This is a genomic window from Pseudomonas putida NBRC 14164, from assembly GCF_000412675.1.
Lineage (GTDB): Bacteria > Pseudomonadota > Gammaproteobacteria > Pseudomonadales > Pseudomonadaceae > Aquipseudomonas > Aquipseudomonas putida.
Window position 1 is genome coordinate 3064915 of the sequence record NC_021505.1, and the last position, 18220, is coordinate 3083134.

At 63.1% G+C, this 18220-nt stretch carries 16 protein-coding genes; 3 read left to right on the forward strand and 13 right to left on the reverse strand.

What is annotated here, in order from left to right:
* Position 1: 1 nt before the first annotated feature.
* The 3 genes from PP4_RS13630 to PP4_RS13640 are packed head-to-tail and all read right to left on the reverse strand — an operon-like array spanning position 2 to position 2159.
* On the reverse strand, positions 2 to 631 hold the full coding sequence (locus PP4_RS13630; RefSeq protein ID WP_016499772.1) for a nuclear transport factor 2 family protein: 630 nt from the start codon (positions 629 to 631) through the stop codon (positions 2 to 4).
* 5 nt (positions 632 to 636) lie between these two features.
* Positions 637 to 1410 (reverse strand): SDR family NAD(P)-dependent oxidoreductase, encoded by a 774-nt coding sequence (locus PP4_RS13635; protein WP_016499773.1) that lies wholly within the window; start codon positions 1408 to 1410, stop codon positions 637 to 639.
* Positions 1411 to 1424: 14 nt separating this feature from the next.
* Entirely contained in the window at positions 1425 to 2159 is a 735-nt protein-coding gene (locus tag PP4_RS13640; protein WP_016499774.1) for an SDR family NAD(P)-dependent oxidoreductase, read from the reverse strand.
* A 227-nt stretch (positions 2160 to 2386) separates the two neighbouring features.
* Between PP4_RS13640 and PP4_RS13645 the strand changes: the two genes are divergently transcribed.
* The 3 genes from PP4_RS13645 (at position 2387) to PP4_RS13655 (ending at position 6781) form a co-directional block, all read left to right on the forward strand.
* Complete coding sequence (locus PP4_RS13645) at positions 2387 to 3721, forward strand: spinster family MFS transporter (protein WP_016499775.1); 1335 nt, start codon at positions 2387 to 2389, stop codon at positions 3719 to 3721.
* Between the two features lie 17 nt (positions 3722 to 3738).
* On the forward strand, positions 3739 to 4569 hold the full coding sequence (locus PP4_RS13650) for an alpha/beta fold hydrolase (RefSeq protein ID WP_016499776.1): 831 nt from the start codon (positions 3739 to 3741) through the stop codon (positions 4567 to 4569).
* An 82-nt stretch (positions 4570 to 4651) separates the two neighbouring features.
* On the forward strand, positions 4652 to 6781 hold the full coding sequence (locus PP4_RS13655) for an oxidoreductase (protein WP_016499777.1): 2130 nt from the start codon (positions 4652 to 4654) through the stop codon (positions 6779 to 6781).
* Positions 6782 to 6829: 48 nt separating this feature from the next.
* Here the strand turns inward: PP4_RS13655 and PP4_RS13660 are convergent, their stop codons facing one another.
* The 10 genes from PP4_RS13660 to PP4_RS13705 form a co-directional block, all read right to left on the reverse strand.
* Entirely contained in the window at positions 6830 to 8212 is a 1383-nt protein-coding gene (locus tag PP4_RS13660; protein WP_016499778.1) for a DUF1329 domain-containing protein, read from the reverse strand.
* 89 nt (positions 8213 to 8301) lie between these two features.
* Positions 8302 to 9990 (reverse strand): class I adenylate-forming enzyme family protein, encoded by a 1689-nt coding sequence (locus tag PP4_RS13665; RefSeq protein ID WP_016499779.1) that lies wholly within the window; start codon positions 9988 to 9990, stop codon positions 8302 to 8304.
* Positions 9991 to 9994: 4 nt separating this feature from the next.
* A complete protein-coding gene (locus PP4_RS13670) occupies positions 9995 to 11149 on the reverse strand; it encodes an acyl-CoA dehydrogenase family protein (protein ID WP_016499780.1) in 1155 nt (384 codons plus the stop codon).
* A 13-nt stretch (positions 11150 to 11162) separates the two neighbouring features.
* A complete protein-coding gene (locus PP4_RS13675) occupies positions 11163 to 12350 on the reverse strand; it encodes an acyl-CoA dehydrogenase family protein (protein WP_016499781.1) in 1188 nt (395 codons plus the stop codon).
* Between the two features lie 54 nt (positions 12351 to 12404).
* Complete coding sequence (locus PP4_RS13680; protein WP_016486829.1) at positions 12405 to 13574, reverse strand: acyl-CoA dehydrogenase family protein; 1170 nt, start codon at positions 13572 to 13574, stop codon at positions 12405 to 12407.
* 10 nt (positions 13575 to 13584) lie between these two features.
* Positions 13585 to 14763: a lipid-transfer protein gene (locus PP4_RS13685; RefSeq protein WP_016499782.1), complete on the reverse strand. Its 1179-nt coding sequence runs from the start codon at positions 14761 to 14763 to the stop codon at positions 13585 to 13587.
* Positions 14764 to 14782: 19 nt separating this feature from the next.
* Positions 14783 to 15202: a MaoC family dehydratase gene (locus tag PP4_RS13690; RefSeq protein WP_016499783.1), complete on the reverse strand. Its 420-nt coding sequence runs from the start codon at positions 15200 to 15202 to the stop codon at positions 14783 to 14785.
* The gene (locus PP4_RS13695; protein WP_016499784.1) at positions 15174 to 16307 is read right to left on the reverse strand and encodes an acyl-CoA dehydrogenase family protein; all 1134 of its coding nucleotides are present in this window, start codon (positions 16305 to 16307) and stop codon (positions 15174 to 15176) included. The genes PP4_RS13690 and PP4_RS13695 overlap by 29 nt, the downstream gene beginning before the upstream one ends.
* 8 nt (positions 16308 to 16315) lie before the next feature.
* Positions 16316 to 17305: a bifunctional MaoC family dehydratase N-terminal/OB-fold nucleic acid binding domain-containing protein gene (locus PP4_RS13700; RefSeq protein WP_016499785.1), complete on the reverse strand. Its 990-nt coding sequence runs from the start codon at positions 17303 to 17305 to the stop codon at positions 16316 to 16318.
* A gap of 56 nt (positions 17306 to 17361) precedes the next feature.
* Positions 17362 to 18147 carry an SDR family oxidoreductase gene (locus tag PP4_RS13705; RefSeq protein WP_016499786.1) on the reverse strand — a complete coding sequence of 262 codons (786 nt, stop codon included), beginning with the start codon at positions 18145 to 18147 and terminating at the stop codon, positions 17362 to 17364.
* Positions 18148 to 18220 lie beyond the last annotated feature (73 nt).

Consider the following 18220-nt stretch of genomic DNA (forward strand, 5'->3'; position numbering starts at 1 on the left):
CTCAGCGCACACGAATCTTCGGTGCCGCAGCACCGCGTCGCAGGGTGGCTAGAAAGTGTTCCAGGGGCGCGGCCGGGGCGACATCGGGCAGTTGGTCCTTGTCCGGGCGCTGCGCCCAGAACTCGGCCCACGACGGGAACAGGTCGTGGAAGCTGCCGGCATAGGGTTCACGCCCTGGCCAGCGCATCTTTCGCTCGCCGATCGGCGGCTTGTTGAGGTCGCTGGCGTACCAGTAGCACGGCAGGCGGCGACGGAAGTACCAGCGGCCATCGATGCGCTGGTAGTCATCCCAATAAAGCATTTGCATGGTCACCCACTCGGGGCCGGTCTCATGCTCGTTCTTGGAATACACCACGCCAACGGCATTGTCGGCGTCAAGCAGTTCGATGATGTGCTGGCCCAGGTGATGCGAGGTGCCGCTGAACTGATCGCGCAAAGTGGCATCGACCCACGCTTTCAGATGCGCACGGCCGGTCTTGTCGCGGCCGACGCGGATGTCTTCGGCAAACAGATTGACGTGGGCATCGAGGTCGCGCATGTCCAGCGACAGCGAGTACTTGGCCGCCAATTGACGAATTTCCTCAATCGACTCAAGCCGGTCGATGCGTGCCAACAACGTGTTCGGTTCCATGCTCATCACTCCAGCACCGTGTAGAGTTCCGAGCTGCGCCCGCCATCCACCGGCACACACGCGCCGGTGATATAGGACGCTTCGTCGCTGGCCAGGAACAGAATCGCGTTGGCTACCTCCTGCGCCTGGCCGATACGGCGCAGCGGGATCAGTTTCTCGGTGTTGCCACGGGCCTTGGCGTCGGCCAGCATGCCCGCGGTTGCCGGGGTTTCGATGACGCCCGGGACCACCACGTTGCAGCGAATCCTGTTGGCCGCCCCTTCGCTGGCTGCAGCGCGGCTGAAGTTGATCACTGCGGCCTTGGCTGCCGAGTAGCCGGCCATCCAGGGCGTACCGAACAACCCGCAGATCGAGGCGATGTTGACGATGGCGCCGCCGCCTTGGGCTTTCATCAGCGCCATGGCCGTGCGCGTGCCCCAGAACGTGCCGTCCACGGTGGTGCGGAAGTTGGCGTGCCAGTCACCCGTGCTGGTGCTGTCGATGGCACCCCAGGTGTAGGCCATGGCGTTGTTGACCAGGATGTCCAGGCGGCCATGCTGCTGCGCTGCGGCCTCGATTGCGCTGACGAAGGCGTGCTCGTCGCTGACATCGGCGACCTGCCAATGGGCCTTGCCACCCGCTTCGCGAATGGCGCTGGCCACAGCGTCCAATGGCGCCTGATTACGCCCGCAGAGCACCACGGTGGCGCCCTCCTGGGCAAAACGTCGGGCGGTGGCGGCACCAATCCCGGAGCTGGCACCGGTAATGAAGGCGATCTTGCCTTGAAGTCGTGTGCTCATTGCCTGCTCCCGGTTCAAATGAAGGCCATGCCGCCGTTGACGGCGAGGTTCTGACCGGTAATGAAGCTGGCGTCGGAACTGGCCAGAAACACGGCGGCGCGGGCGATCTCATCGACCTCACCCATACGGCCCAGGGGGATTGCCTTGAGCATGCCTTGCAGCCACTCATCGGGGATGTCGGCCATCATCGGGGTGTTGGTCGGGCCGGGCACCAGGGTGTTGACGCGGATGCCGCTGGCGGCCAGCTCCCGCGCCATGCTGCGGGTCAGCCCCATGACGCCGGCTTTGGCTGCGCAGTAATGGCTTGGGCCTTCGCCAGTCATCGCGGCGGTGCTGGAGATATTGATCACCACACCCTGAATGGCGTGCTTTTGCATCAGCCGCACCGCTTCACGGCTGCACAGGAAGGTGCCCGTGAGGTTGACCCCAATGACCCGCTGCCAATGCGCGTCCGGGGTGTCGACAAAGGTGTCGACTGAACCGACACCGGCGTTATTCACCAGGATGTCGAGGGCACCGAACCGGGCTTCCAGCCTGTGCATCGCCGCCGCCACCGAGTCGCTGTCGGCGACGTTGCACGCCAGCGCCAAGGCGTGCTCACCGAGCCCTTCGATCGTCTGCTCGGCAGCCTGCAGGTTGATGTCGGCCGCCACCACCCGTGCGCCGGCCTCTGCAAAGCGCTGGGCAATCGCCCGCCCCATGCCTTGCCCGGCACCCGTGATCAGGGCCACTTTGTTCGCTAACTTCATCGTTGATCTCCCGCAAGCCTTGGCTTCCCCGATCAGCTGCACAACGCGCTGGATGATCGAGCACGGGACAAATCATTAACCCTGTACAAAACCGCAACATCGTCCGATAAGACTACGCAGCCGCGCTTGCCCTGTGTGCCGTAAGCAAGTGGTCTGAATGGACGATGTGCCCGAGCGTGATCGGCGCCACGCTCCTGCTCACTAGAACAAAACCGGGAGCACCCGTCGTGAACTCTTCCAACCGCGTCACCTGGCGTAGCCACTACGCACTGTTCGTGCTGGCCGTGATTTACATCTTCAACTACATCGACCGGCAGTTGATGGCGATCCTGATCGAACCGGTCAAGGCGGAGTTCGGCATTTCCGACACGGGCATCGGCCTGCTCTCGGGGGTGACATTTGCGGTGTTCTATACCCTGTTCGGCTTCCCTTTGGGCCGGCTTTCCGACCGTATCGGGCCGAAACCGGTGATTGCAGCATGCTGCATTGCCTGGAGTGTGATGACCATGGCCTGCGGCCTGGCCACCAGCTTCTGGCTGCTGGTGTTGGCGCGGATCGGCGTAGCCGTTGGTGAAGCGGGCGGCACGGCGCCTTCGGTGGCGATGATTTCGCAGCTTTACCCAGCAAAAAATCGCTCCACTGCGTTGTCCATCCTGATGCTCGGCTCAAGCTTCGGCGCCATATTCGGCCTCGGTTTCGGTGGCTGGATCGCCCAGCATTACGGCTGGCGCTCGGCGTTCCTGATCATTGGCGTACCGGGCATCCTGCTGGGGCTGCTGCTGTGGCTTACGGTCCGTGCGCCGAAAATTGCCAGCGAAGTGCAGACCAAGGTCCAGGTCGCCCAGGAAGGCTGGGCAAAGACCGTGGCCAAGCTGATGGAGACCCCATCGTTTCTTTGGCTGGTGCTGACCGGCGCATCCAGCGCCATCGCCGGCTATGCGATTGGCACCTGGAGCCCGAGTTTCCTGATCCGCTCCCACGGTTTGAACCTTCAGGACGCAGGCTTTCTGGTCGGCGTCGTGGGCGGCAGCGGTGCCACCTTCGGCACCTTGGCCTGCGGCATCATTTCCGACCGCATGGCCCGCCGTGATGCCGGCTGGCAGATCGGCGTACCGCTGCTTGCCACGCTGGTGAGTATCCCGTTCGCGTTGGCGTACTTCCTCTGGCCAACCGGCATTCTGTTCCACCTGGGTAGCACCCCGGTACCGACCGCGTTTCTCTTCTATGCAGGTTTTGCCTTCTTTGGTACCTGGTGGGCGACCCCGTGCCTGGGCGCCGTCACGCATTTGTTCCCGGCAGCGCGCCTGGCCCAGGCAACTTCAATCTTTGTCATGGCCATGACCCTACTGGGTGTCGGCGTCGGCCCGCTGCTGATCGGGGTACTCAGCGATCTGTTCACCCCGGCCCTCGGCACCGAGGCACTGCGCTATGCGCTGGCCGCCTCCATTTCGATGCTGATGCTCTCGACCGTATTCCTGGGCATGGCCCTGCCCCGCTACCGCGCGCAACTGCAGCGATCGGCTGCACCGACTGCCACCCCTGAAAATGCCGTAACTGCCTGATCAATGGAGATTCGAAGATGTCAGAACAAGACCTACCGTTGCCTATCGGCCACTTCGTCACCCTCGACAACGGCCTGCGCCTGCATTACCTCGACGAAGGCAGCGGCCCTGTCGTGGTGTGGTTGCATGGCAGTGGCCCGGGCGCCAGTGGCTACAGCAATTTCAAGGGCAACTACCCAGAGTTCGTCGCGTCCGGCTTTCGTAACCTGGTGATCGACCTGCCCGGCTTCGGCCGTTCGGACAAGCCCGACAACGTCCAGTACAACCTGGATTTCTTCGTCAACGCCGTGTCCGGCTTGCTCAAGGCCCTTGAAGTGCATCGTTGTACCCTGCTCGGCAATTCCCTGGGTGGTGCCATCGCCATTGGCCTGGGGCTGGCCGAACCGCAAATGCTCGACAAGCTGATCCTGATGGCCCCGGGCGGTGTCGAAGAGCGCGAAACCTACTTCAAGAAGATCGGTATTCAGCGCATGGTCGAGCTGTTCAATGCCGGCCCGCTCGACATCGACAAAATGCGCCAGATCATGAGCCTGCAGCTGTTCGATGCCTCGCAACTGCCCGACAGCCTGCTGGCCGAACGCGTTGCCGTGGCCAAATACCAGCCGCACTGCCTGTTCTCGACCATGATGGTGCCGAACATGACCGAGCGCCTCGAGGAGCTGTGCGTACCGATTCTGGGGTTCTGGGGCACCAACGACAACTTCAACCCGGTCGGTGGCGCGATGAAAGTGCTCGACAACGCCCCTGACGCCCGCTTTATTCTGCTCAATCGCTGTGGACATTGGGTCCAGGTGGAGCACCGTGAGTTGTTCAACCGTTCCTGCCTCGAGTTCCTGCGCCAAGCCTAGTCGTCGTACGCAACGTACCTTGCGACAGCAGCAACCTGGCCGCTGTCGTATCGACTGGCTTCCACCAAGGGCTGACATAACAATGACAAAACTCTCCCAGTTGCTTGCGCCTGGCCGCATCGGCCCCCTTCAACTGCGTAATCGCATCATCATGGCGCCCATGGGCTCCAACTTCGCCGAAGCCGACGGGCACTGTGGCGAACGTATCCAGGCCTACTACGAAGCACGTGCCGAAGGCGGTGCCGGGCTGTTGATCATGGGCGTGTGCGCCGTCGCCTTCCCCGCCGGTACCGCCGAGCCTTACCAGGTCGGTGTCTCTTCTGATGAATTCATCCCGGGCCTTGCCCAACTGGCTGGACGCGTGCACAGGCACGGCGCAAAGATCGCCATGCAGCTGCAGCACGCCGGCAAGAACGCCATACGGGACATGGCTGCGGGCCGGCCGCTGTGGGTGCCGTCGTTGCCCCCGGCCAGTACCTCCGACATGATGCAGGCCTTGACCCCGGAAGAACTCGCCTCCTTTGTCAGCGCCGTACGCGGTCGCAAAGGCGGCATCGAGATGCGGGTGATGGACCACTACGACATCGCACAGATGGTCGAATGGTTCGCAGCCGCTGCCGAGCGTGCACAGCGCGCCGGGTTCGACGGTGTGGAAATCCATGCCGCGCACAACTACATCATCGCCGGCTTTCTATCGCCGTATTACAACCGGCGTGAAGATGCATACGGTGGCGCAGTGGAAAACCGTGCGCGCTTGCTGCTTGAGGTCCTGGCGGCCATACGCGCGCGGGTTGGCACCGGCTTTGGCGTCTGGCTGCGGCTGGATGCCGAAGAACTGCTCACCCCCGGGGGCATCACCCTCGACGACGCCAAGGCGGTTGCTCGCCTGGCTGAGGGCGCTGGCGCCGATGCAGTCAGTGTCTCGGCCTACGCCATGACCAGTAGCGGCGTGGCCTTTACCGAAGCGCCGCTGGTGCAAAAGCCCGGGGCTTTTCTCGAATGGACAGCGGCCCTCAAGCAATGCGTGAGCATTCCGGTGATTGCAGTCGGGCGTATCGAACCAGAAACCGGCGACGCCGCGATTGCCGCCGGCCAGTGTGATTTCATCGCCATGGGCCGCAAGTTGCTGGCCGACCCACAATTGCCCAACAAACTGCAGGCCGGTGAGCTGCAGGCCATTCGACCGTGCATTTACTGCTATGTGTGCGTGAGCCAGATCTTTATCAACGAGCGGGTCAAATGCGCGGTCAACCCGCAAACCGGGCATGAAAGCGAGCGCATCATCACGCCGGTTGCAGCCCCGCAACATGTTGCGGTGATCGGCGGTGGCCCGGCAGGCCTGGAAGCCGCTCGCGTGGCGGCATTGCGTGGCCATCGCGTGACGCTGCTGGAGCGCAGTGACCGCCTGGGCGGCACCCTGTTCTTTGCTGCCCTCGCCTACCCCGAAAACGGACGCCTGCTCGACAACCTCCTGTACCAGGTGCGGCAACTGCCCATCGATGTACGCATGGGCAGTACGGTGGATGCAGCCTTGCTGCGCGACCTGGGCGTCGATCAAGTGATTGTGGCCACCGGCGCACAGCGCGCCGCACCGGGCATCCCAGGCGCCGAGCAGGATCATGTCTGGAGTGGTGATGAACTGCGCCGGCTGATGACCGGCGACCGTGCCGAAGAGATCGCCCGGCGCAAGCTGTCGCTGACGCAACGCACCCTGATGAAGGCCGGCAACCTGATCGGCGTCACCGACAGCACCGATGCCATGCAAAAGCTGTCACGCGTGTGGATGCCCTTGGGCAAACGCGTGATCATTGTCGGCGGTGGGCTGGTGGGGCTGGAACTGGCGGAGTTCCTGATGGCGCGTGGGCGTCAGGTGTGTGTGCTGGAAAGCAGCGGCCACCTGGGCCGGGAACTGGCGATTGTGCGGCGTTGGCGGGTGCTGCATGGCATCCGTGTGCACGGTGGCCAGCTGCTGACCGGGGTGAGCGTTACCGCCATCGACGGTAACCGCGTGCGCTATCAGACAGCCGAAGGTGAAGCTGCCGAGGTGCGCGGGGACTCCGTGGTGCTGGCCAGTGGTGCGACGCCTGATACCCGCCTGAGCGATGCACTGGGCAGTGCCGGGTTGAAGGTGGTGAGCATTGGTGACTGTCAGAGCCTGGGTTATATCGAAGGCGCCATCGCCGCCGGCAATCGCGCTGGGCGAGAAGCCTGAAGCCAAAAAAAACCCCAGGTTCTACCTGGGGTTTTTTTGGCTTTGTCGTTACCGCCCCATCGCCCTAGCCGCATCAGCGGTGTACATATCCGGGGTGAATTTGGCTTCGTTGAGAATCGGCCCTTTCTTCGATTCGTTGGTCATGGCGTAGCCGGTGTACTGGCCCGAGTTAAGGTCCATGAAGAACTGCGAACCGGCCTGCCAGGCGCTCATGTCCGGGTGGTAGTAGTAATTGATCATCGCGTGCTTCCACAAGGCACCACGGCTGTCATAGTTGTCCGCAACCACTGCGTTCCAGGTGTCTTCGTCAATAAACAGCACACGCTTGCCGTACACATGGCGGTAGCCTTCTTTCAACTTGGCCTCAAGCACCCACACACGGCGCAGCTCGTAGCGCATGTAGTCGGGGTTGGGGTGGTTGGGGGTAAGCATGTCGGCGTACTTGATGTCACCGGTATTGGGTTTGAAGGCGTTGGCCGGCACGTAGACTTCGCGCTTGCCGATCAGCGTCCAGTTGAAGCGCTCGGGCGAACCGTTGTAAAGACGGTCTTCGTCAACCGTCATCGTGCCGTTGGTGCCGATCATTGGTTGATCGTACCCGTAGCCAGGCAGTTGCCGCACACGCCGGGTGGACGGGCTGTAGCTCCAGGCCTGGCGGGGGTTGGCGAGGAAGTTATAGGGCTCTTGCGAAATACTCACCACACCGTTGTCGCGCACCGGCTTCAAGGTGGTGTTCCAGCTCATGGCCTGTATCTGGCCTTCGGTTTTTGGCTCGACGGTCGGTGAGTTCGCTTGCGAGAGGTTGCGCGCATAGGCGCGGCCCCAGCCGATGCTGCCGTTTGGCAACACCGAAGCCAGGTCGCTGACCTTTTCTTCGGTGTAGGCCCGTGCCGGCAACTGGTGGTTCCACAGCAGCTCCATGCCGTTTTTCGGAATCGGGAACGGGACTTGGCCAATCCCCTCGATGCCCATGCCGTCGTCGACCAGCTTGGCGCTCAAGGCGTTCTTCATCGCCCGCTCGCAGACGTAGTCCGGGTAACGGAAGTCCCGATGGCCCGGGTAGATGTTCATTTTGTAGGTGGTGGGATAGCGCTTGAGCAGGGCCTTCTGGCCTTCGGTCAAATGGCTCTCGTACTGGCCCATGTTCTGCGCGGTGATCACCAGGATGGGCTTTTCGTTGGCGTAAGGGTCGACAGGTTGATCGCCAGAGAACTTCACATGGTTCCAGCCCGGCACTTCGCCAAGGTACTTGCCGGTGTAGGGCGGGATGGTGCCCTCGGCATTACCGGCTTTCTCGGCACCGACACAGGTCAGTTCCTTGCCGAGTTTGGCAGCCTCTTCAGGCGACACTTGCGCAAGTGCGTTGCCTTGCAGGCCGACATTGGCGGCCACTGCAGCTACGAACATCACGCCTTTTGTTGTTATTTTCATCGGTTGGCTCCTTCGCAGACCAGGACTACTGGGGTACCTCCATTGTTCCTGATCTGCGGGGGAGTACATCGTCCGGAAAGACTAATCAGTCAGGCGCCGACCAATGATTCCTTCAGTTGCGCCTTGATCACCTTGCCCGACGCATTACGCGGCAGCGGATCGCGGCGCAGGTGTACCTCGGCCGGTACCTTGTAGGCCGCCAGGCGCTGGCCGATAAAGGCACACACTTGCTCCGGGGTAGGCGCTGGCTGCAGTTCGCTGCGCAATACCAGGGCCAGGCGCTCGCCCAGTTCCTCATCGTCCAGGGCAAAGGCGGCCGCCTCGGTCACGCCAGGCATTTCGCAGATACACGACTCCACTTCACTGGCGGATATCTTCTCGCCCGCCCGGTTGATCAGGTCCTTGGCACGGTCAGTGATGTACAGAAAGCCCTCGTCGTCCAGATGGCCGATATCACCGGTGTCCAGCCAACCGTCGCGCAAGGTCTCGGCACTGGCTTCAGGCAGCCGCCAGTAAGCGCTCATCAAGGTCGGCGAACGTAGCCAGATCAAACCGCTGCGCCCCGCCGGTAGCGGTGAATACGGGTCCGGCCCAATGCATACATCCACGATCGGCAGCGGCCAGCCCACCGAGTCGGGTTTGTAGACGAACTGATCGCCGCCCACTGCGGCACCGATGCCGTTGCTTTCGGTCAAGCCATAGCCACTGCCACCAATTGCATGGGGCTTGCGCTTGCTGATATGCGCCAGCAGCCGACTGGAGGCCACCGCCCCGCCCAGGCCGAGGCCGTACAGGCTGTCGCTGTCGGTGCTGGCAAACCGCGGCGAGCCAAGCAATTGCTGCATCATTACCGGTGCGCCATTGAACTGGGTGCAGCGCTCGTCGCGAATCAGGTCGAACGCTTTGTCCACGTCCCATTTGTACATCAGCAACAAGCGCCTGCCGCTGCGCAGCCCCAGCAAAAACTGCGCGTGCAGGCCACTGACATGGAACAGCGGCACCGCCATCAGGTTGGTCGGTGCCAAGCCACTGGCGATCACCGCCTGGATCCGTTCGGGCGAACTCACGGCGCAGAACGCCGACTGGAACTCCAGTGCTGCCAGCGCCTGGCAAATGGCCCGATGGCTGGACAGCACGCCCTTGGCCCGGCTTGTGGTGCCAGAGGTATAGAGGATAAGCGCCGGGTCAGCCGGATTGATCTCGATGGCCGGCAGCGCTAGCAGCGGCCCCTGGATCAGCTCTTCGAAACGCTGGCAGTTGGCCGCTAATGCTTGCCCCGCCGGCACGCCAACCACAATGCTGACCAGCCGCTGTGCGAGCAGGTCGCTGGTCAGCAGTTGCAGGCGTTGTTCGTCACAGACCAGCACCTGCGCACCGCTGTCTTGCAGGCCATGGAACAATTCGTCACGCAGGCCCCAGCTGTTCAACGGCACGCACACCGCGCCACAACGCTGCACCGCCACGAAGGCCACCAGCCAGGCCGGCTGATTGCGCATGGCAATGGCCACTCGATCACCCTGCTTTACCCCGAAGCGCTGCGCCAGTTGCGCAGCCAGGCGGTCGACCTGATCGAAAAAGCCGGCGAACGTCAGACGTTGCTGCTCCCACACCAGGAACTCACGCTCACCGTGTGCACGGCCTGCATCGATGGCTTCGAGCAAGTTTGCAGGTGCATGGCGAAAATACCGCAGGCCGTCGTTGGGCGAAGACACCACCTCGAACGGCGAACCAGGGCCAATCAATTGCTGCCAGGCGTTGCGCCACTGTTCCAGCTTCATGTTCTCAGTTCTCCAAAGACGCAAAAGCGGCGTAACGCGCGCACTGGAAATCACTGTCACCCAGGCACGCCTGGGCCACGCGAACCCGCTTGAGGTAAAGGCCGACGTCCAGTTCATCGGTGACACCGATGCCACCGTGCATCTGCACCGCCTCATTACTGACCTGGGCGGCCACCTCGCCGGCCTTCCATTTGCCCAGGCTCACCAGCCGCCCGCGCTCGGCCGCGCTCAATGCGCTGTCATCGAGCGCGGCCAATGCTGCCATCACCGCGCTGCGGGCCAGCTGCAACTCCACATGCAAGCGCGCGGCCCGATGCTGCAGGGCCTGGAACGACCCGATGGGGACATCGAACTGCACGCGGGTCTTGAGGTACTCCAGGGTCATGGCGAACAGTTGCTCGGCAGCGCCGAGCAACTCAGCGGCCAGGCAAGCACGTCCCCGGTCCAGCGCCTCGTCCAGCACCGACCAAGCCCCACCGACCGTACCAAGCAAAGCTTCGCTGGCCACTTGCACGGCATTCAGACGCAGCCGCGCGCAATTGCGCGAGTCGATCAGCGTCAATGCGCTGACCTGCAAGCCCGGTGTGTTCGCCGGGATCAGGAATACACTGATGCCCTGCTTCTCACCCGCGCGGCCACTGGTGCGCGCCGCTACCAGGTAGGCATCGGCGCCCAGGCCATCGATGACGAAGAATTTCTCGCCATCCAGACGATAACCACCAGCCTCGGCCGTCGCCGTCAGTGCCGTATGCTCAGGGGCATGGCGCGGCTTTTCATCCAGTGCCAGGGCCACGCGCCGCTCGCCACTGATCACCGCCGTCAGCCACTGGTCCTGTTGCGCCGCGCCGCCAGCCAGGTGGATCAGCGAGCCACCGAGTACCACACTGGACAACAAGGGTGAAGCCGAGAGGTTTCTGCCTATGGCCTCGAAAATCGGCCCCAGCCCCATGCAGCCGAATTCAAGCCCGCCCAATGCCTCGGGAAATGGAATGCCACTCCAGCCCAGGCCCACGGCTTCTTGCCACAGCTGCGGGTCATACCCTGGCACGCTTGCCTCATCGCGCAGGCGCCGCTGCGCCGCCACCGGGCTGCGCGCCGCGAGGAATTCGCGGGCGCTGTCGGCCAACAGGCGTTGCTCTTCGCTATACACCAGACTCATGTTCAAACTCCCCTCAAGCACTGGGCAGGTTCAAGACCCGCTTGGCGATGACATTCAACTGCACCTCCGACGAACCGCCGGAAATGGTCAGGGCATAGCTGTTGAGCCAGCCTCGGGTAATCGCCAGTTCCTGGCCGCTGAACGGCTCGCCTTCAACGCCCAGCGCGCGGTAGCCAAGGGCATCGAGGAGAATCTCGAACTTGTCGCGTTCCTGCTCGGTATGCACCAGTTTCATGATGGCCATGATCGCGCTGATATCCAGGCCAGCCCGGGCCTCCTCGCCCATGCGCTGCACGGTGAGGTTGTAGGCATGTTCATTCATCGCGCAGGCCTGGGCCCGAGCACGCAGGGCCTGGTCGGCAGGCGCCTGGCTGTCGGGCAGGTAGCGTTCGATCAACGGCAGCAGGTGAAAGTGCGTGGGCAGGCTGAACTCGCCGAACTTGGACATGGCCTTGCGCTCGTGCTGCAGCAGGCTCTTGCCCAGGTTCCAGCCTCCGTTGAGCGGCCCGATCAACTGGCTTTGCGGAACACGCACGTTATCGAAGAACACCTGGCAAAAAGCCGATTTGCCGCTGATCAGGTCAATCGGTGAAACACTCACCCCAGGGCTTTTCATGTCGAGCACGATCAGGCTGATCCCCTGATGCTTGGGCGCCTTCGGATCAGTACGCACCAGGGCGTACATCCAGTCGGACTTGTCGCCATAGGAGGTCCAGATCTTGGTGCCGTTGACCACGAAGTCATCGCCATCGACCACCGCCGAGGTTTTCAGGCTGGCAAGGTCGGAACCGGCATTGGGCTCGGAGAAGCCCTGGCACCAGCGCACTTCGCCGCGACACATCGGTGGCAGCAGCGCCTGCTTCTGCGCTTCGCTACCGAACTCCAGCAGCACCGGGCCGAGCATCCAGATGCCCAGGTTGATCTGCGCCGGCCGACACTTTAGCCGGCGCAGCTCGCTTTCCAGCACCGCGTTGTACTCGGCGCTCAACCCGCCACCGCCGTATTCGCTGGGCCATTGCGGGCAGAACCAGCCTTTGTCACGCATACGCTCGAACCAGAGCCGGGCGTCTTCACTGGGAAAGTCTACTTGACGGCCACCCCAGACGATTTCGCCGTCGGGGGTGGCCGTGCGCAGCGATGGCGGGCAATTGGCCTCCAGCCATTGGCGCGTCGCTTGCCTGAACTGCTCGATTGCGCTCATTCGTTCACCTGAAAGGGACGTTATTGTTATTCGCTTGAAGGGTACAACGGTGACTCAGCGTTGCGTGCGCGGCATGCCCAGGCCGAACTGGGCAATCAACTCGCGCTGGATTTCATTGGTACCACCGCCGAAGGTCAGGTTAACCGAGGCGCGCACTTCATACTCCAGCTCGCCGAGCAGATAAGCCGCTGCAGAGCCCGCCCGCGTCAAGCCGCTGGCACCGACGATGGCCGACAGCTTGCGCAGGATCTCGATCGCCGATTCCGAGCCGTAGACCTTGGTGGTCGAGGCCAGCGCGACATCGACGCGGTCCCGCTCAAGGTCGGCGGCAATACGGAAGTTGATCAGGCGCATGGCTTCGAGCCGGGCATAACACTCGGCCAGATCGCGGCGCACCCAGGCGTGGTCGGTAGCACGCTGGCCTTGCTCGTCGGCACAACGTGCCCACAGGTACACCCGGCTGAACAGGCTGACGACCTTGTCCGACCAGGCACCCAGGCCCAGGCGCTCGTGGTTGAGCTGTGCGGTGATGAGTTTCCAGCCACCGTGCAGTTCGCCCACCAGCATATCCCTCGGCACCCGCACGTTATCGTAATACGTGGCGGCCGTGGGGTTGCCGGAGGTTGGAATCAGCGTACTGGAGAAGCCTTCGGCCTGGGTATCGAGAATCAGGATCGAGATGCCCTTGTGCCGCGCCTGCTCAGGATCAGTACGTGCCGCCAACCAGATGTAGTCGGCCGAGTCGGCGCCCGAGGTCCACAGTTTGCTGCCGTTGACCAAAAAGCCGTCGGCGTCTTCGCGCGCGGTGGTTTTCAGCACGGCCAGGTCGCTGCCGGCACTGGCTTCGGAGTAGCCGATGGCAAAGTTGATCTCGCCGGCGGCGATACCGGGCAGGAATTTTTCTTTTTGCAGCGCCGAGCCGTGGGCCATGAGGGCCGGGCCAACGGTGCTGATGGTCACGAACGGCAGCGGTGCGCCAGCGATGTTGGCTTCTTCGAAGAAGATCAATTGCTCAGTGGCCGCGTAACCCTGGCCGCCATAGGCCTTCGGCCAGCCAACCGCCAGCCAGCCGTCACGGCCGATCTGGGCGATGGTGCGGCGAAACAGCTCGCCGCCTTCGGTGCCGCGCATCTGCTGGCGAAGCTCGGGGGTCATCAGGTTCTGGAAATAGTCCCGGACCTTCAGCCTCAGGGCATGCTGTTCGGGGGTGAGATCGACGAACATGGGACGCTCCTTATACCGCGCCGAGAATCAGGCCGCTGGTGGGCACGCCGGTTCCGGCGGTCACCAACACGTTTTCAACACTGTCCACCTGGTTGGCCGCCGTACCCCGAACCTGCCGCACGGCTTCGGCGATGCCGTTCATGCCGTGGATGTAGGCTTCGCCCAACTGCCCGCCGTGGGTATTGATTGGCAGTTTGCCGCCACGGGCGTGGTGCCCGGCACGGATGAATTCCTTGGCCTCACCGCGCCTTGCAAAGCCGAATTCTTCCAGTTGCGGCAGTACGAATGGCGTGAAGTGGTCGTAGATCACGGCAGTCTGCAACGCCTCCGGGTCCAGGCCCGACTGGCTGTAAAGCTCTTTGGCGACCACACCCATTTCCGGCAGCCCGGTAATGTCGTCGCGGTAGTAGGAGGTCATCACTTGTTGCCCGGCGCTGATGCCCTGGGAGCCGGCCTTGATGATCACAGGCTTTTGCTTGAGGTCTCTGGCCCGCTCGGCCGAGGTGATCACCATGGCCACCGCGCCATCGGACTCCTGGCAACAGTCCAGCAGGTGCAACGGCTCGCAGATCCAGCGCGAGGCCTGGTGTTCTTCAAGGGTGATGGGCTTGCCGTAGAAAAATGCCTGGGGGTTGGTGGCGGCAAAATCGCGCACTGCCACCGCCACCCGGCCAAAGTCCTCGGAGGTAGCACCGTAGGTGTGCATGTAGCGCTGGGCAAACATGCCGACCCAGGCCGCCGGGGTGTGAAAGCCGTGCGGCATGTACCAGCCGTAGTTCACGTTCTCGAAGGTCGGCGTCGAGGCAAAGCCATAGCTGCCGGTACCGAAGCGGTACCAGGAGCGTTCGTTCATCGCCCGATAGACCACCACCACCTTGGCCACCCCGGTGGCCACCGCCATCGCCGCATGCATCACCGGCCCGCAGGCGGCGCCGCCACCGTGGGGCACCTGGGAGAAGAACTTGACGTCTTTGCAGCCCAGCAGGCGGGCAATTTCGTACTCCGGTACCTTATCGACCGAATAGGAACTGAAACCCTCCACTTCGCCAGGGTCAATTCCGGCGTCCTCGAGCGCTGCCAGGGTCGCTTCCATGGCCAGGCGCAGTTCGGTGCGCCCGGAATTCTTGGAAAACTCGGTCGCGCCCAGCCCTGCAATGGCGGCGCGCCCGGAAATCGACGAATTCGTCATCTGTGTTGTCTCCCGCGGATCAAGGCAGAACCAGCGCGACCGTGCCGGTCACGTGATTGCCCATGGAGTTTTTGCCCTTGAGGGTCACTTCCAGGCTGCGCGTAGCGGCATCCTGATGGGTCACTTCACCGCTGAAGGTCATGCTGTCGCCGGGGTAATTTGGCGCGCCCAGTTTTATTTTCAGCGTACGGAACTGCACCTGCGGGCCGCTCCACTGCTCGATGAAGCGTTGCACCAGGCCGTTGGTGGTCAGGATGTTCATGAAGATATGAGGCGAACCCAGCTCGCGCGCCGCGTCCAGGTCATGGTGACCGGGAAAGTAGTCGCGGGTGGCTATCGCCCCACCGGCAATCAGGCCAACCGTGATCGGGATCGTCAGCTCGGGCAGTTGCTCCCCAGGGCGCACGTCTTCAAAGCGCTTGGTGTTCATCGAGGTCATATTTCCATCCCAAGGTAGTGTTATCGCTCAACCAGTCGCCCAGACGCTCCAGGATCATCGACGACCCTCCCAATGCGCAGCTCAGGGCGCGGCTCCAGTAGAGAAAGCGATGGATCGGGTACGTCAGGTCGACGCCGATGCCACCATGCACATGCTGTGCGGTGTGGCCAATGCGGTGCCCGGCCTCGCACGCCAGGTACGCGGTGGCCAAGGCTTGCGAAGGGGCCGGCAGACCGGCGTCGAGGCGGTAGCACAATTGCCACAGGGCACTGCGCAACACCTCCAGGTGCACATGGGTGTCAGCCATGCTCATTTGCACGGCCTGGAAACTGCCGATGCAGCGGCCGAACTGTTGACGCTCACTGACGTAGGCCACGGTGCGGTGCACCTGCTCGGCGCTGACGCCCAGCTGCAAGGCCGCCAGGGAGGCAATTGCGCGCGGGGCCAGCCAATCCAGGGCGGCGGCGGGCAGCACTTGCTGATTGCTCAGGGTGACGCCGCGCAAGTCCAGGTCGGCAATGGCTTCGCCGTGGGTCATGACCCCCGCTACACGGCTGATGCCCGACTGGCTCAGGTCCACCAGGACCAGCCGTGGCTGCCCCATAACCCGGGCCAGTACCAGCGCTGCCACCGACTGCTCGGCCAAGGCGAGTGCCGCAACCCGGCCATCCAGGCGCCACCCGCCCTCTTCGGCGCTGGCCTCGAGCTCGATGCCGCGCACCGTGTTCAGGCCATCGAGGCTCAGGGTCAGCAAGCCTGAGCCCGCCACAGCCTGTTCCACCCATGGTGCCAGGGCCTTGTCGCCGAACTGGGCGAGGGTGGTCGCGGCCAATTGGTGACGCCACAACGGCACTTGCGCCAGGGCACCGCCCTGGGCATCGAGGATCTGCACCAGCTCGGTCATGCCCAGCCCGCTGCCACCAGCAGCTTCGGGGATAGCCAGGGCATGCAGGCCGGTTTGTACGCAGCTGTGCCACAGGTCTTGCATATAGGCTTGCCCGCAGAGGTCCCAGTCACGCAGGCGCTCGTCGGTGCAGTAGTCGCTCATCAGGCTGCCCGCCATTTCGGCAATGGCACGCTGCTCTTCGCTGAGTTCAAAATCCATGGTGCCCCCTACTGTGCCGATGGACGGAACATCGGCAGCGCCAGGTCGTCGTCGAAGGTCTGAAACTCGACCTCCACACGCTGGCCAATGCTGATGTCTTCACGTTTGACGCCAACCAGGCCGGCGATCAGGCGTACTCCCTCATCCAGTTCGATCAGACCGATCGGGTTGGGATGATCGAACGGTGCCACCTGCGGGTAGTGCATCACTACGAAGGAGTACAACCGGCCCTTGCCGCTGGCCTGCTGGGTATCCCAGTCGAAGCAATGGCACTCGATGCACACCGGTGCCGGCGGATGGCGCAATGTGCGGCACTGCGTACAGCGCTGGATCAACAGCTTGCCTTCCTTGCAGCCGTCCCAGAAAAACCGCGTGTCGTCGCTGACGCCGGGCGCCGGACGCTTCGCCTGCGCCTGCGCCTGCGCCGGCTCGGCCACGGCCTGGGGCTGCGCCTGGACCTTGTGCGCGTTGGCCGGGCGGAACTTGAACACCCGGAACAACAGCTCGCCGACTTTTTCGTCGCCCGTGGCCTGCTGCGAGAAGTAGCTCATGACCAGGGTGACAAAAAAGCCAGTGCCAAGGCCGGTGGTCTTTTCCTCGCCGACCGAGTCCAGGCGCGTGGTGTAGTAGAGCTTTTCGCCCAGGCGCAGGTTGCGCTCGAAGGTCAGCTCAGAGTTCACCGCTACCACCGACGGGTAGCCATAGCTTTCAATCACACCGAGCACTTCATATGGGTTTTCGGTGGTCGAGCCTGGTGCGTAGTTATTGATGTGAAAGCCTTCCATGCACCAGATCTGCAGCATGGGTGGCGGCGCAATGATGCCGTCATTGCTGCTGTTGGCAGCTGCCACAGGGTCGGTGTAGAGCGGGTTTTCAAGGCCGATGACTTCGCACCACTGGCGAATCATTGGCGCGTTGACCTCGTCCCAGGCGTTTACACGGCCGTATTGGCGCCCAACCAGGGCGCGCACTTTGGATAGCAATTCTGGATCAGCCAAGTTCGTCTCCTGCGTGTTCAAAGCGGCGCCCGCAACGCAACGCCGACGTGGGTCGATCAGTGCGGGGTAGCCTGCGCCGCACCGAGATAAGCCGGGCGTTCACCACCGCCATGCAGCAACAGGTTGCAACCGCTGGCGTAAGTGGCCAGCGGTGAAGCGATATAGAGGCAGGCGTTGCCGATGTCCTCGGGCACCGCCATGCGCCCGGCCGGGATACCGGCGCTGACCGCAGCGATACCTTGCTCGTCGCCATAGTGCAGATGGGCAAGCTCGGTGCGCACCAGGCCTGGGCTTATCGCCACCACCCGCACCTTTGGCGCCCACTCCGCTGCCAGCGACTGCACCAGGGCCAACACGCCGGCCTTGGCCGCGCCGTACGCTGCCGTGCCTGGCGAGGCACGCAGGCCGCTGATGCTGCCAATAAACACGATGCAACCGCCGTCGGCCTGGGCCTGCATCAGCAGGTTGGCTTGCTGGGCGACATTGAGCGGTGCGATCAGGTTGAGGCGGATAATCCCCTCATGAAAACGCGGCGAGGCGCTAGCGGCGTCGGCCGAGGGGCTGCCACCGGCGTTGTTGACCAGCACATCGAGGCGGCCGTAGTTGCTGCGGATGCTGTCAAACAGGCCTTGCAAGGAGGCCTGGTCGCGCACATCGGCGGCAATGAAGTCCGCCTGGCCCTGAGCAACGCTCGGCAATTGCTCGGGCAGGTTGCGCCCACACACGATCACCTTGGCCCCGGCAGCCAGAAAGCTGCGGGCAATGCCAGCGCCAATGCCTTTGGTTCCGCCGGTGACCAGTACCACCTTGCCGTTGTAATCCAGCCCCGAGTGACCACTCATGGCACGCTCCTCATGCTTGTGTTGAGGGCCACTCTAGGGGCAAAACTGCTCGGCCACGTCGTCTGAACGGACG